The 13,948-nt window shown below is 38.0% G+C and carries 11 protein-coding genes; 3 read left to right on the top strand and 8 right to left on the bottom strand.

The window, feature by feature from the left end:
- Window positions 1-55 precede the first annotated feature (55 nt).
- Complete coding sequence (gene alaS, locus ACTQ5J_RS01440; protein ID WP_441750204.1) at window positions 56-2,707, bottom strand: alanine--tRNA ligase; 2,652 nt, start codon at window positions 2,705-2,707, stop codon at window positions 56-58.
- Between the two features lie 435 nt (window positions 2,708-3,142).
- Here alaS and ACTQ5J_RS01435 point away from each other — a divergent pair, with 435 nt between their 5' ends.
- Window positions 3,143-3,943 carry a DUF92 domain-containing protein gene (locus tag ACTQ5J_RS01435; RefSeq protein ID WP_441750203.1) on the top strand — a complete coding sequence of 267 codons (801 nt, stop codon included), beginning with the start codon at window positions 3,143-3,145 and terminating at the stop codon, window positions 3,941-3,943.
- On the opposite strand, the gene ACTQ5J_RS01430 is transcribed toward ACTQ5J_RS01435, so the two are convergent.
- Entirely contained in the window at window positions 3,940-4,740 is an 801-nt protein-coding gene (locus ACTQ5J_RS01430; protein ID WP_441750202.1) for a Cof-type HAD-IIB family hydrolase, read from the bottom strand. The two genes, ACTQ5J_RS01435 and ACTQ5J_RS01430, sit on opposite strands and share 4 nt — an antisense overlap.
- A gap of 170 nt (window positions 4,741-4,910) precedes the next feature.
- Here ACTQ5J_RS01430 and ACTQ5J_RS01425 point away from each other — a divergent pair, with 170 nt between their 5' ends.
- A complete protein-coding gene (locus tag ACTQ5J_RS01425) occupies window positions 4,911-5,849 on the top strand; it encodes a diacylglycerol/lipid kinase family protein (protein ID WP_441750201.1) in 939 nt (312 codons plus the stop codon).
- A 115-nt stretch (window positions 5,850-5,964) separates the two neighbouring features.
- Here ACTQ5J_RS01425 and recD2 read toward each other — a convergent pair whose 3' ends face one another.
- A complete protein-coding gene (gene recD2, locus ACTQ5J_RS01420; protein ID WP_441750200.1) occupies window positions 5,965-8,562 on the bottom strand; it encodes an SF1B family DNA helicase RecD2 in 2,598 nt (865 codons plus the stop codon).
- 119 nt (window positions 8,563-8,681) lie between these two features.
- Between recD2 and ACTQ5J_RS01415 the strand changes: the two genes are divergently transcribed.
- A complete protein-coding gene (locus ACTQ5J_RS01415) occupies window positions 8,682-9,062 on the top strand; it encodes a hypothetical protein (protein ID WP_441750199.1) in 381 nt (126 codons plus the stop codon).
- Window positions 9,063-9,150: 88 nt separating this feature from the next.
- On the opposite strand, the gene mnmA is transcribed toward ACTQ5J_RS01415, so the two are convergent.
- From mnmA to ACTQ5J_RS01390, 5 genes are all read right to left on the bottom strand, one after another.
- The gene (mnmA, locus tag ACTQ5J_RS01410; RefSeq protein ID WP_441750198.1) at window positions 9,151-10,275 is read right to left on the bottom strand and encodes a tRNA 2-thiouridine(34) synthase MnmA; all 1,125 of its coding nucleotides are present in this window, start codon (window positions 10,273-10,275) and stop codon (window positions 9,151-9,153) included.
- Between the two features lie 108 nt (window positions 10,276-10,383).
- Window positions 10,384-10,722 (bottom strand): cysteine desulfurase, encoded by a 339-nt coding sequence (locus ACTQ5J_RS01405; RefSeq protein ID WP_441750197.1) that lies wholly within the window; start codon window positions 10,720-10,722, stop codon window positions 10,384-10,386.
- 5 nt (window positions 10,723-10,727) lie between these two features.
- Window positions 10,728-11,873, bottom strand: coding sequence for a cysteine desulfurase family protein (locus ACTQ5J_RS01400; protein ID WP_441750196.1), 1,146 nt, complete (start codon window positions 11,871-11,873; stop codon window positions 10,728-10,730).
- A 422-nt stretch (window positions 11,874-12,295) separates the two neighbouring features.
- Complete coding sequence (locus ACTQ5J_RS01395) at window positions 12,296-12,643, bottom strand: hypothetical protein (protein ID WP_441750195.1); 348 nt, start codon at window positions 12,641-12,643, stop codon at window positions 12,296-12,298.
- A gap of 19 nt (window positions 12,644-12,662) precedes the next feature.
- Window positions 12,663-13,844 (bottom strand): DUF1576 domain-containing protein, encoded by a 1,182-nt coding sequence (locus ACTQ5J_RS01390; protein ID WP_441750194.1) that lies wholly within the window; start codon window positions 13,842-13,844, stop codon window positions 12,663-12,665.
- Window positions 13,845-13,948: the final 104 nt, after the last annotated feature.

Below are 13,948 nucleotides of genomic sequence, written 5' to 3'. Positions count from 1 at the left end.
ATTAGTTGACCAAGAAATGAAACTTATATCGGTAGAAAACTAAAAATCATCCATCTTAACTTAAGCATTCAGCGATTTTCGCTTCTATTGCAGTCAACATATTATCAATGCCTGCTGGATTTTTCCCACCAGCTTGAGCCATTTGTGGTCGTCCACCACCACCTCCGCCTACTAAATTAGCTAGGGGTTTGATTAAATCGCCAGCTTTTAAGCCTTTGGCAATTGTTTCGTCATCCACTAAAACCATTAAGTTTGCTTTATCACCTAGAGCCGAAGCTAAAACAAGAACGTTAGAAATAGCTTTTTGACGCCAAACATCCCCTAGATTACGTAAGTCATCCATTGTTTGGTTTTCAAGTTTCAAGCCAACAAAAGTGACGTCATTCACTGTCTTAACATCATTAAATAAATTATTTGATTCTTGTTGCATTAACTTAGCAGATAATGAGTCAACTTTAGAGTTTGCTGTTTTTAACTCTTCTTGTAGTTGCTCAACTCTATGTGTTAATTGGTCTAATTGTTGTACTTTTAATTGTGTTTGGATAGTGGTTAATAAATTTTCTTTTTCTTGGTAATCTGCAATAGCTGCTTGGCCAGTTAAAGCTTCAATTCGACGAATACCCGCACCAATACCTGCTTCACTGATTAATTTGAACGTACCAATTTCATTGGTGTTTGAGACGTGTGTGCCCCCACATAATTCGATGGATTCATTCGCAATGTTAACGACGCGAACGTTATCACCATATTTCTCGCCAAATAACGCCATCGCACCCATTGCTTTTGCCGCATCAATTGACATTTCAGAAATGTTTACATCTTCTGCGTTTTCAATGTAATAATTAACGATATTCGCGATTTGTTTTAATTCATCATTCGTTACTTTACCAAAATGAGAAAAGTCAAAACGTAAACGATCTGGTCCGACATAAGAGCCAGCTTGGTTCGCGTGCTCGCCTAATACTACTTTAAGTGCTTTATGTAGTAAGTGTGTCGCTGTATGGTTTTGGTTTGTTTTAATACGTGCTTGACGGTCAACAGTTAGTGTATAAGACTGTTCTATAGTTAACGGCATTTCTAAGGTACGCAATTTATGCATAAATTGACCATTTGGCGCTTTTTTGACATCTAATACTTCTGCCAACATCTCTTCACCATCAAAAACAGCACCGTTGTCAGCTACTTGTCCACCCATTTCTGCATAGAAAGTGCTTCGGTTAAAGAATACCCATGCTTGTGAATGAGCTGGTACTTGCTGGTGTAGCTCGTCGCTAATCACAATCGCTTTGATTGTTCCATTCGTTGACAATTGGTCATAACCAACAAATTCAAAGGGTGATTCAATACTCTGTAAGACAGCTGATTGAACAGACATGCTAGCTTCTTGAGAACGAGCCGAACGTGCACGGTTACGTTGTGCTTCCATTTCGACTTCAAAGCCTTCTTTATCGACAGTAAATTGATTATCCTGAGCAATTTCTTCTGTTAATTCTAAAGGAAAACCAAATGTATCATATAATTGAAACGCTTGGCTTCCATTGATTACAGTTTTATCTTCTGAACGCAACTGCTCAATGATTGACATCAAGTGAGTTTCACCCGCTTCAATCGTCTCATGGAAACGATCTTCTTCATTTAAAATAACTTGTTGTACAAAAGTAATATTGAGACGCAATTCACTGTAGTAATCGCCCATAACATCTGCAATCACAGGCACTAATTGACTCATGAAAGTACCTTTAATCCCTAATTTACGTCCATGCATCACACTACGACGAATTAAACGTCGTAGAATATAACCTCGACCTTCGTTTGAAGGTAAAGCTCCATCACTAATTGCAAAAGAAACCGCACGTACATGGTCAGCTATTACTTTAAAGCTAACTTTTAAGTCTTCATTATCTTCATATTTAGCACCGTCAGCAAAATGTTCGATTGCTTTAATGATTGGCATAAACAAATCAGTTTCAAAGTTCGTGGGTGTATCTTGAATAACAGAAACTAATCGTTCAAAGCCCATACCAGTATCGACGTTTTTATGAGGTAATGGTTGGTAAGTATCATCTGGTAAGTGATTAAATTCTGAGAACACAAGGTTCCAAATTTCTAACCAGCGTTCATTTTCTCCACCAGGATAATTTTCTGGATCACCTTCTGGCAAATCATTATAAGCTTCACCACGGTCATAGAAAATTTCTGTGTTTGGTCCACATGGGCCAGCCCCGATATCCCAGAAGTTACCTTCTTCTGCTACTAAATGAGTCGAATCAAATGTTTCAATTGCTTCCCAAAGTTCTTTCGTTTCTGTATCTTCAGGATAGTAAGTAACGTATAATTTTTCCGGATCAAAGTCTAGCCATTTATCACTTGTTAAAAATTCCCAAGCCATTGGAATTGCTTCAGTTTTAGTGTAATCACCAATCGAGAAATTCCCTAACATTTCGAACATCGTATGATGGCGAGCTGTATAGCCAACATTCTCGATATCATTCGTACGAATACTCTTTTGAGCGTTAGTTAAGCGTGGATTTTCGGGTACTTCTGTTCCATCAAAATATTTTTTTAATGTTGCAACACCTGAGTTAATCCATAGTAGTGTTGGATCGTTTACAGGGACTAAAGACGCACTTGGCAACACTAAGTGTTCTTTCTCCTCAAAGAAATCTAACCACATCTGCCTAACTTGAGAACTGGTTAATTTTTTCATTTAAATCTTCTCCTCTATAATCAATTAAAAAACAACATAAAAGAGCCGTCATAAGTAAGGGCGACTTACGCGGTACCACCTTACATATAACGACTCTTGTCCTTATTTCTTATCATATCGTTAACGCCGATGGTACGCTAATCTTTCGATTAATACATATTTGAGGGAGCATCTGTCACATCAATTCCTTTCACCAGGTGGAATTGTCTCTAAATAGTTTAGATTTGGCCTCAATCATTAATCATTATAAAGAATTAAGCCCCTAAAAGTCAACATCCACCAGATAAACTTTAGTCATATTCTTAAAAAAATGAACGTTTATGATTCCTTTGCCTCATTGTGGTTCTTTGTTTACTTACAAATTCTTTTATACTTTTAAGAATGGGAGCTAGCTTTCTGATATAATGCTTTATACAAACTTTTACGAGGTGCTTTATGTTCATATTTAGTTTTTTAATTAATGGTCTCGCTGTTTCTTTAGCCTACGCGGTTAAAAGTTTATCCCGTTCCGGCACGGTGGCTGCTTTCCTTGTGGGATCTTTATTTATGATTATTGGAGGTTTTGTTAGTTGGGTATTGTTAATTATGTTATTAGTTTCTTCCAGTTTTATCGAGAAAGCGAGCGTTTTATTTCGCTTGAAATCTCCTCGTCGTCTCTCTTCTCCAAGTGAAGAAAAAGATGGGCGCTCTGCGTTACAAGTTTTGGCTAATAGTTTATTGGCTCTTAGTTGCTTGTTAGTTTACTGGAAAAGCCAAGATACACTCTATTTTCATTTGATGGTGATTGCCATTGCGGGTTCGACGGCTGACACATGGGCGTCAGAAATAGGCATCTTGAGTCAAGAGATTCCACGCTCGATGATTAGTGGTAAAAAAATGCCTCCCGGAAAATCAGGAGGCGTAACACGTTTAGGTTTAATTGCGAGTTTTTTAGGCGCGGCTTTTATTATCAGTCTTGCGGTTATGTTCACTCAAGCAGTGAGCGCGTCTGACTTTATACTCCTGACGATGCTTGGGGGCTTCTGTTCTATCATTGATAGTCTATTAGGTCTGAGTATTCAAGAAGTTTACATAGACTTAGAAACGAATCAGGAATATGAAGCACTTCCAATAAACGCTGATTCCCAACGTTACAGTCGAATCAAAGGCTTGCCGGGTATTGATAACAGCATGGTCAATATTATAAGTGATTGCCTGATTGTTATAATCAGCTGGATGATTTTTCGCCTGCTTTAGAAAAACTTGTCGATTACTTGCACAATACCATCTTCATCGTTAGACGCTGTAATGTAATCTGCAGCGTCTTTTAGTGCGTCGGTAGCGTTAGCCATAGCGACACCTAAGCCTGCTGTTTGAATCATTGTCAAGTCATTGTTTCCATCTCCACAAGCAACCACTTCAGATATATCGATGCCTAAATGATTGCAAAGCCTTAATAATGAGCTCCCTTTAGATGATAATCGATGCATGAATTCTAGGAAATAAGGTTTAGACGTTACCGCATTAGTTTCTTCACCAAACGAACGGTCTAACTCGTTTTCAAGACGTTTAACAATGGCTGGATCTCCTACGCCCATTAATTTTAATTGCGGTGTTTCTAAGTGATTGAAATGCTCATAATCATAATCAACTGGTAAGCCTGTCAATTCTCCTTCAACATGACTGTACTCATTTTCACGATCTACTTTGATTCCCTCTGGTGTATACCCGACAATTACTAAATCATTATCGCGAATATACTGAACCACTTTTTGTTGTTCTTTTACATTCATTCGTTGGCTGAATAATTCGTCGTGCTTAGCTAAGTCGGTCACAACGGCACCGTTGAATGAAATCATATGGGAATCATACTGATCTAATTTTAATTCATGGGCTGTTTGAAACATTGAAGCCGTTGGTCTACCACTCGCTAAAACCAAGTGATTACCTGCTGCTTGAAATTCAATTAAACGTTTAAATGTTTTTTCAGATATTTCGTGTTGGCTATTTAAAAGCGTGTCATCAATATCGAGTACGAGCATTTTATAAGTCATTAAGTGTTTGTCTCCTTTTAATCAAATCAATATGATTATTATAGAAGAGCTGCCTTTTTTTAGCAATTGCATCTTATCTTTCCCTAAAAGAAAGATGCCCTTTCATAAACAAGCAAGTTTCAGTATAATGACAAAAAGAAGATTATTTATGACATAGATTGAGGAAAATTATGACAGAGAGAGTACATATTATTTGCCACCGCGAAGCGGGCGCAGGAAATGGTAAGAAGGTCCTGCTTGAAGTTCAAAAGGAACTGACAAATTTCAACATCGATTATTTAACTTATTATACGAATTATGCCACCCATGCTTACGTACTGACCCAAGGAATCGTAATGCGTGGTCATAAGCCTTATTCACATAAATTACTGGTGATTGGTGGAGACGGAACTTTGCATGAAGTGATTAATGCCCTTCACCAAAACCAACTAGATATTCCAGTGACTTATGTTGCTGCTGGAACAGGTAATGATTTTAATCGTGTATGGCAAAAGGACAAATCGATTCGCCAAATCGTCGAGACGATGTTATACGCACGTGAAGCGGTTCGCATCCCTATTTTTACATACGAAGAAGCTGTGACAGACTCTAAAGGAGTCATTTTAAACAGCATGGGTTTTGGCTTTGATGCGGAAGCTAATTATGCCGCTTCAAAAGTTCCATTTGGAAACCTCTTGAATACATTAAAAATGGGTCATTTAAATTATTTACTAGGTGTCTTTTCATGCTTGAATAAAATTAAAAATTTCGAGGCCAACTTAACCATCGATGGTAAAGAAATTGAAATCAAGCAATGTAACTTATTATCTATTATGAACAATCCTTTTATGGGAGGCGGTATTAAGTTAGACAATCTTGTTCAAGCAGACAAAGCTGAATTGTCTGTGATTGCCTTTCATAATGTCAATTTAAAAGGGGTCTTTGATTTATTACCTCGTGTCTTAATGACTCAAACTCAACATGAATCCGAATACTCCAGTCGCTATACCGGTCAAAGCATGCAAATCAAGCTGAATAAAGCGGTTCGTGGTCAAGTTGATGGAGAAGACTTATCTTTGATTCAAGCTGATTTAACGTTGAGTGTGAGCGATTTTCCATTTTATTTATAAACCTAGGACAATAGGAACAGCCAGGACTCTCTCTTTACTAAGAGACTGTCCAGGCTGTTCTTTGTTTCGCTGTGTTTGTTGTCTAGTTGACTTGAATCATGAAAATCATAAGTACCTACATGAAATCATAAGGTGAAATGCCGTCCATACCAATCATCGGATCCACTTGCCAGAGATTCGTTACCGTTAAAAATTGCGGTCTTTCCTCTTCAATAGTATCAAGTTCCCACAGAGTAGCCTTTGTACTAGTTACTGATGAAACTGCAACTGAATGAGTTGTATTAGCTGAGTTGTCGGCGTCATGACTATTAACACTTTGAGCCGTATCTGTTGATTTTGATTTCGTCTGCTTTGGCGACGATAACTCTCTGTCAGCTTCTGACTTAGTTTCGCTAACATCAATAGCTTCAGCGTTTGAATTTCCTGTCTCCTCTTGACTACTCATTTTGCCAAGCGTGGTAATTAGAATATCGCTTAAGAAAGTCTGTCTTTCCGTTTGGTTTTGAGTGACTGCCAAATTAAAACTGGCGGGATTGCCTATCATCACTAAACTTTTCTGTGCACGCGTAATTGCGGTATATAACAAGTCTTTTCTTAACATACGTGAAAATGTATCAACAAGCGGTAAAATAACTAGAGGATATTCACTCCCTTGTGATTTATGGATGGAGCAACAATAGGCTAAAGTCACTTGATCTAGTTCATTCTTTTTGTAAACGAGTTCTTTATCATCTTCGAAACTAATCACAATCTCATCAGACTTCGATTCTGTTTCTTTAGCGTAATAGATGCCTTCTACTTTTCCAATGTCTCCATTATAGACGCCTTCTTCAGCATTATTGACCAATTGTAAGACCTTATCGCCAACACGTAATTTCTTTTCAAAATGATTTACTTCGCGCTTTTTAGCAGTCGGCGGATTCATTAACTCTTGTAACATCGAATTCAAAGCGTTAATTCCGGCTGGTCCTTTGTACATCGGTGCTAAGACTTGTAAGGTACTGCCGTCGAAGCCCTTTTGAATCGCATTGCTGACGATTTGTCTAATGACATCGGTTACTTGGTTAGTTGAACATGGTATAAAAGAGCGGTCCGCTTGTTTTTCTAAAAAGTTAGCGGGTAAGCCACCTTCTCGAATGCTATGCGCCAGCTGAATAATCGAACTATCTTGCCCTTGTCGGTATATTTTGGTCAAAGAAATCGTCGGAAAAACGCCAGATTCAATTAAATCACTAAATACTTTTCCTGGACCGACTGATGGTAATTGATCTTTATCGCCCACAAAAATAATTTGCATATGATTAGGAATTGCTTGCATCAGCCAGTTCATTAGCCAAGTATCGACCATCGACATCTCATCAACAATTAAAAGACTCGCATCAATTTCATTGGCATAAAAATCATCAACGGAACTATCGCGTGTATATCCAATTAAACGGTGAATCGTGGAAGCCTCTAAGCCGGTCATTTCTTGCATCCGTTTAGCGGCTCGTCCGGTTGGGGCTGCTAAAGCAATCGGATCTAAATCAGAATGCTTTGTAATATCTTCTAATTTGTAATCGTGCAATAAGGCATGTAGGTGGATTAATCCTTTGACTAAGGTAGTTTTCCCGGTACCAGGTCCCCCCGTCACAATCGACATTGGTGACGCAATCGCAAGTTTTAAGGCCGCTCGCTGAGTCTCATCATACTGAATGCCTGTAATCTCGATGACCTGTTCAATCTTTTCGTCAATTTCTTCACTTTCAAAACGTTCCACTAATTCTGTCGATAAATATTGTTTAATTCGTGCAACTATTCCAAATTCTGCTTGATATAAGCTAGGAACCATCAAACCGGTATCTACACGAAAGAGCGTCTTTTCAAGTAACGCTTTATCCAGTGCTTCAATTAATAAGTCATTTTCAATTAACTGACGACGACTGCTCTCAAGTAATTGTTGCGCTTTTTTTAGAGCCTCTGCTTCCGTAATATAAGTATCGCCATTACTCATGCATTGTTCAGTTACTGCCATCACAATCCCAGCTGTCAAGCGTTCAATTGCTAAAGCTTCAAAACCTAATTGCTCAGCTAATTGATCGGCCTTTTGAAAGCCAATTCCTGCAACTTTTTCAATCAACTCATAAGGATTTGCTTTGATTCGCTCTATTGCGTCACTTTTAAACACTTTATAGATTCTTTCCGCTAGTTTTGGTCCAAAGCCCCAGTCCGTTAATTGCATAAAAACACGTTCGGTTCCTTGATGTTGCAACAAGGTGTTTCTTAGACTCTCTCGTTTAGTTTGAGTCATGCCTTCAACTTTCTTCAAACTATTGGCATCTGAAATAATCACATCAATGGCTTCGAGTCCGAGTGTGTCGACGATTCTACGTGCGATTACTTTCCCGATGCCTTTGAATCGGTCGCTCGACAAATAGTCGACTAAACCATTTTCACTCGTTGGTGCTTTTTGTTGATAACGAGTGACTGTAAATTGTTCGCCGTATTTAGGATGGCTCGTTAATTTTCCAAAAAATTCATAAGGCGTATCTAAATGAATCGCCATAAATTGTCCGGTACAGACGATTTCATCATCAATCAAGAGACTGGTCTCCGTCTGATCGACTTGAACTTGCATCACTTTATAAAAATTTGACGGATTCTCAAAGAAAATAGCTGACACTTGTCCTACAACTACTTCCTCAGCTTGTTGATTTCTTTCGATTGTCTCCACCTCCAACATTCATTGAAACATATTATAACATAAGACTTACTAGCTGAGTATTACAGACGAAGAGATGATTGAAAGTTATTAAAGGAATGTGGCATAATGACTCAAGGAAGGTGATTTGCATGACAGAAAAAAGAGAAATGATGGCAACGCTAGCAGTCATTGAGTCAACCATCGCAGGTTGTGTGAAAGTAATGCCAAAATTTACTGAAGGTAGCTCGCAACACACACTTTTGACCAATCGTATTAAAGCATTAGAAATCGCACAAAGTTTACTCCATGATAAGCCAAACAGCCCTGTTTATTCAAAAGAAGAATTACAAGCTGCACAAGCACCTATTCATTCGCTCATTCATAAATCTGAAAAAGCGATGAGAAAATTTAAACCAGGTCACCCTGCTTACACTCGTTTGAATAAATTAATTCAAGCGATGACCCTTTCCGATTTAGCAATCGAAGAAGCGATTGAAAACCGAGTAACCCGTGTTTTTCGCCACCTTTAGTCAATAAAAATAGAACCTCGCCGGATGGCGAGGTTCTTATTTTATGAATGATATCGCCACCTGCGGTGTTCGTCATATTGGGTAATGATTAAACGTATTGTCTCTTTTTAGAATCGGAATAAGCAGCGTCAATTAAGCCGCCTCCTAAACACTCAGCACCATCGTAAAAGACCACTGCTTGCCCAGGTGTAATCGCACGCACTGGTTCGGCAAAGTAGACAGTCGCTTTCGTACCTGTTTCATCTAAAACCACTTTAACTTCTGTATCCTTTTGGCGGTAACGGAATTTAGCCGTACATGTAAATTCACGTGGCATTGGTAAGTCCCCAGTAAAATGCACATCTGAAGCCTCTAAGTAATCCGCATATAAGTCTGGATGGTGGAAACCTTGTCCTACATATAGTGTTTGAGTTTCGATGTCTTTTCCAATCACGAACCAAGGGTCATTTGAATCGCCCCCTCCACCAATCCCTAGGCCTTGACGTTGGCCGATTGTGTAATACATTAAGCCAGCGTGTGACCCTTTGTCTTCACCATCAAGTGTCACCATTCGTCCTGGACGGTTTGGTAAGTAGTTTGATAAAAACTCACTAAAGTTCTTTTCACCGATAAAACAAATACCTGTGGAATCTTTCTTTTTAGCTGTTGCAAGGCCTGCTTTTTCTGCAATCTCACGCACTTCACTTTTTTGCATATCCCCTAGTGGGAATAAGCTTTTTTGTAATTGTGCTTGAGACAGTTGGTTTAGAAAATACGTTTGATCTTTATTCTCATCGACACCACGTAATAAGTGGACAGTACCATCCACATCTCTTTTGACACGCGCGTAATGCCCCATCGCAACATAATCCGCACCTAAATCCATCGCATAATCTAAGAAGGCTTTAAATTTCACTTCTTTATTACACATAACATCTGGATTAGGTGTACGGCCTTTTTTATACTCATCCAAAAAGTATTCGAACACACGGTCCCAATATTCTTTTTCGAAGTTAACGGAATAATAAGGAATACCAATTTGTTCTGCTACGAGTGCCACATCTTTATAATCTTCGGTTGCTGTACAGTAACCATTTTCATCCGTATCGTCCCAATTTTTCATAAAGAGACCTACTACATCATATCCTTGTTCTTTCAAGAGCAAAGCCGCTACTGATGAGTCTACCCCACCACTCATACCGATTACTACTCTTGTTTTACTATTATCAGTCATCTTGCTTCCTTTCTATTAACCTGCTTACTAGAGTTGAAAAACGAACAAATTGAGCGTCAGTCTTCATTAGACATACTCAAAAATGTTCGTTTCTCAAATAACTGTTGACTATTTGTGTTCAATCAAAACATTGCGATCAACAAATCCATCAAAGATAAAGTTGATTTTTTCTACTACCATCGCATTATTCGCTAGTTTAGTTACATCAACTGCTGATAAGCCGTTGTTGTTTACAGTTGATATTTTTACGCCTTGAATTGCTTTATCAACGGTTACTTTTAAAACTAAGCCATTGCGATGTTCAGTATCTAACGCTCGTCTATATTGAAAGTTGCCACCTTTAGTCTCTGAGAAACCATTATCGCGTAAGGTGTAAGGTTTACATTCCGGGCTCACACTAAATTTACGATTAAAACCTTTTAAAGTTGCTTCTTTTCCAAATGCCATGACAATCATTTCCTCTCTACAAACTGTTTTATATGTTTTATAAATGTATCAATATCCGCTTTCATCGTATCTTTACCAAAAGATATTCGGAGACTTTGCTTCCAACGATCACTTTGTCCTGGATAATATGCTTTCAGAACATTACTTTCAGTCAAACTTCCTGCAGAACAAGCACTTCCAGCTGAGATATAAACGCCAGCTAAATCCATCATGATTAATAACTGACTAGCTAAGCAATCTTTTAACCAAATATTATTAATATAAGGCACTCTCTCGTCGGGATGTCCGTTAACTTCATAAGCAATACCATTTGCTGATAATTCAGCGTAAAAATACGCTTGTAAAGCTTGATGCCTTTCTAAATTATCTGCTGCTTCGTTGGCTAATAATGTTAAACCTTTAACCATCCCTAAAATATAAGGCAAGTTTTCAGTACCTGAACGTTTATCAGCTTCCTGTCCGCCTCCATGAAGCAAAGCTTGCAATCGCATGTCGTTTGACCAAGGGCGATAGACTAAAAAGCCGATCCCTTTAGGCGCATAAAACTTGTGGCCAGTGCCTACAAAACTTGTACAAGAAATCTGAGAAAAATCCCACGCTAAATGGCCAATTGCTTGGACAGTGTCGACATGGAACCAAATATCTTTTGCTTTAGCTAGTTCTCCCAAGGCTTGAATCGGCAAAAGTGAGCCGACTTCGTTATTGACTGCCATAGCCACCCAACCAATGGTCTGATCGGTTGTAGCCGCTAAGTAAGCTTCTGTAGTAATTTCACCTTCAGCAGTTGGCTGAACATAAGTAATATCAAAACCACTCATCGCCAAGTACTCTAAAACTTCCATCACTGACGGATGCTCAATTGCACTCGAGACAATATGATTTCCTTTACCTAATTTGAAAGCTTGTTCCGCTTGAGAACGCAAGGCCCAGTTATTACTTTCGGTAGCACCGCTCGTAAAGAAGATCTCGCTTTCGTGAACACCTAATATACGAGCAAGTTCTGCCCTAGCCAAAGTCAACTGATGTTTACTTGCTTTACCAATACGATAGGTACTTGAAGGATTTCCAAATGAATTAATTAAAGCCTCTTGGATCGTCTGGACAACTTCTTCCCTTACAGGTGTCGTTGCCGCATAGTCTAAATAAATCATTGCATCCTCCTTCAAAACTTAATTACATTGTATTATTATACATGATTTATGCCACATTGTATGTAAACTTTCGTTAATTTACCTGACTATCTTTTTCTTTAAGTTTACAACTCAGTCATTATAACATTCATTTGATTATTTTGACAGAGGCTATCGACATAAAATAAATCTTAATAAAATATTAAATAACCATTCATCCTATTATATAATGATGCCAAAGTGTCGAGGGTGCCATCGCTCCTTAAGTTTGCTGGTTAATCAATTGATGCAGCAACTTATTTAAGTCATATCTTGTGATTATCTATAAAAAAAAACGACGAGTTTAATTATCTAATCTGTCCTGAGACTTTCTCTTTCGAGTATGTCTAAGTAAGATCAATTAAACTCATCGTGCATGATCATTTATTTGGTTAACTCCAGGTCTACTGATTTCTGACTAATTTAATTGACAAGCGACCGTCTTCAAACTTACCTTCAACAACATCAATCGCTTCACCCAATAAACTGTAATCATCATGATAATGAGTATGGCTACCTAATAGTGCATTGTAATACTCGTCAATATCCATCTGACGTGGTAAAGACAAATCCTTCATCAAAGATCTAAAAGTTTTAGGCTCTGCATTCACTTCTCCTGAGATAGTGATTGTCAAAGCCTCTGTATTGAATTGAACATTTAAATCGAATTCATAAATTTTATTATCGAAAAAGTAACCTGCTAGCTCTTTCAAAATACGTTTCGCTTTATCCTGCTCGTCAATCTTTTTCATACCATTACTCCTTTAATGATCATTTACGTACCCATGAATCAGGTAAAATTTCCAATAATGGCACTAAGAAGGCGGCAACAAAACCACTAGAAAAGCCATTATTGTATAAGTTCATTCCTAAGTGTAGCACAAATACACTGTTAACTAAATGATAGTGGAGAAAACCAGCTATTATGCCATACCCAAAACCAAAATAACCGCCAATTGGTGCTAAACTCGTTCCGAACAATACAGGCAGTAAAAAGCTTTGTGATTGGAAACTCTCGCCAGCAATCAATGTAGCGATAGTCACACCTACAGCTATTGGAATAGAATTACGTGGATGCTTGCCAAAAGCACTAAAACCGATGACTGAGATAATTCCTCCCATTACTGAACCATTAATTGGATAGCCCGTTATCAAGACGATTCCTAAAAAGATAAGACCATTAAAAAACATATTCATCGCTGAGACACCATAACCAAAACGTGTCACAAAATCTGCTGGCACTCTACCAGAACTATCGATGAGTCGTGTATACTCTTCTCGGTAATTGGGTGTACTTTTCTTACCAAGAAACGCCAACAATATTAGAAAGCCTAAGATCAGTAATATAAATATCAAGGCATAGTTATGAGCATGGTCACTCAAGTATGAAACAGTTTTTATTTCAAAATCTAGCATTTTAAAAAATATCATTGCAAACATAGCGATAATACCTGCGGTGAAACCAAAGTTGTATAAGGTGAATCCTTGGTGAAATTTAATGACATGTTCAGCTAAAGGGACCGCAATGAAGCCCACAACAATTGCAAAAACTAAAGCAAGTAGAATTGCTTGCACACTTAAGCCTTCTCTAAAAAGAATAAAAGACACAATGGGTCCATTTGAAGCAGCAAATAAACAAATCGATGCATTTCTTGAAAATTTCTGTTCAGTGTATTTTGTGTACAGCCAAATCCCGAAAATAATCGGCAAAAAATTAACAGGATGTGTTCCGAAAAATGAATGCCCAATAAAGATTCCCATCGCTCCCATTTGTAAACCGTTAAAACGAAACGATTCGCGATCGCGCATTAAATAAAAAGCCACTAAAAAATGCAAACTAACATTTAAAAAGGTAGCCGCAATCCCCCCTATTTCAAAAAAATCGTGCATTAAATAGGTCTGATGAGTTAATAAATTGATGTAATCACTTAAAATTGTTTGCGCATCTGGCATTAGCAAAGCATATCCTAAAGTAAGTATGCTAAAAAATAATATTATATTTCTCCTAAACCAAGCATCGATGCTTGAAGTACGTATGAACTTGATACTGTATCCAC

Origin of the sequence: Fundicoccus sp. Sow4_F4 (assembly GCF_052116145.1) — a bacterium.
Lineage (GTDB): Bacteria > Bacillota > Bacilli > Lactobacillales > Aerococcaceae > Fundicoccus.
The sequence above is the reverse complement of the archived record's forward strand: the minus strand, read 5'-3'. Positions and strand labels throughout refer to the sequence as shown.

What these genes read in the sequence shown, in the direction of transcription:
- alaS (WP_441750204.1), bottom strand. Translation starts at nt 2,707, where the DNA reads ATGAAAAAATTAACCAGTTCTCAAGTTAGGCAGATGTGGTTAGATTTC.
- ACTQ5J_RS01435 (WP_441750203.1), top strand. Translation starts at nt 3,143, where the DNA reads ATGTTCATATTTAGTTTTTTAATTAATGGTCTCGCTGTTTCTTTAGCC.
- ACTQ5J_RS01430 (WP_441750202.1), bottom strand. Translation starts at nt 4,740, where the DNA reads ATGACTTATAAAATGCTCGTACTCGATATTGATGACACGCTTTTAAAT.
- ACTQ5J_RS01425 (WP_441750201.1), top strand. Translation starts at nt 4,911, where the DNA reads ATGACAGAGAGAGTACATATTATTTGCCACCGCGAAGCGGGCGCAGGA.
- ACTQ5J_RS01415 (WP_441750199.1), top strand. Translation starts at nt 8,682, where the DNA reads ATGACAGAAAAAAGAGAAATGATGGCAACGCTAGCAGTCATTGAGTCA.
- mnmA (WP_441750198.1), bottom strand. Translation starts at nt 10,275, where the DNA reads ATGACTGATAATAGTAAAACAAGAGTAGTAATCGGTATGAGTGGTGGG.
- ACTQ5J_RS01405 (WP_441750197.1), bottom strand. Translation starts at nt 10,722, where the DNA reads ATGGCATTTGGAAAAGAAGCAACTTTAAAAGGTTTTAATCGTAAATTT.
- ACTQ5J_RS01400 (WP_441750196.1), bottom strand. Translation starts at nt 11,873, where the DNA reads ATGATTTATTTAGACTATGCGGCAACGACACCTGTAAGGGAAGAAGTT.
- ACTQ5J_RS01395 (WP_441750195.1), bottom strand. Translation starts at nt 12,643, where the DNA reads ATGAAAAAGATTGACGAGCAGGATAAAGCGAAACGTATTTTGAAAGAG.
- ACTQ5J_RS01390 (WP_441750194.1), bottom strand. Translation starts at nt 13,844, where the DNA reads ATGCCAGATGCGCAAACAATTTTAAGTGATTACATCAATTTATTAACT.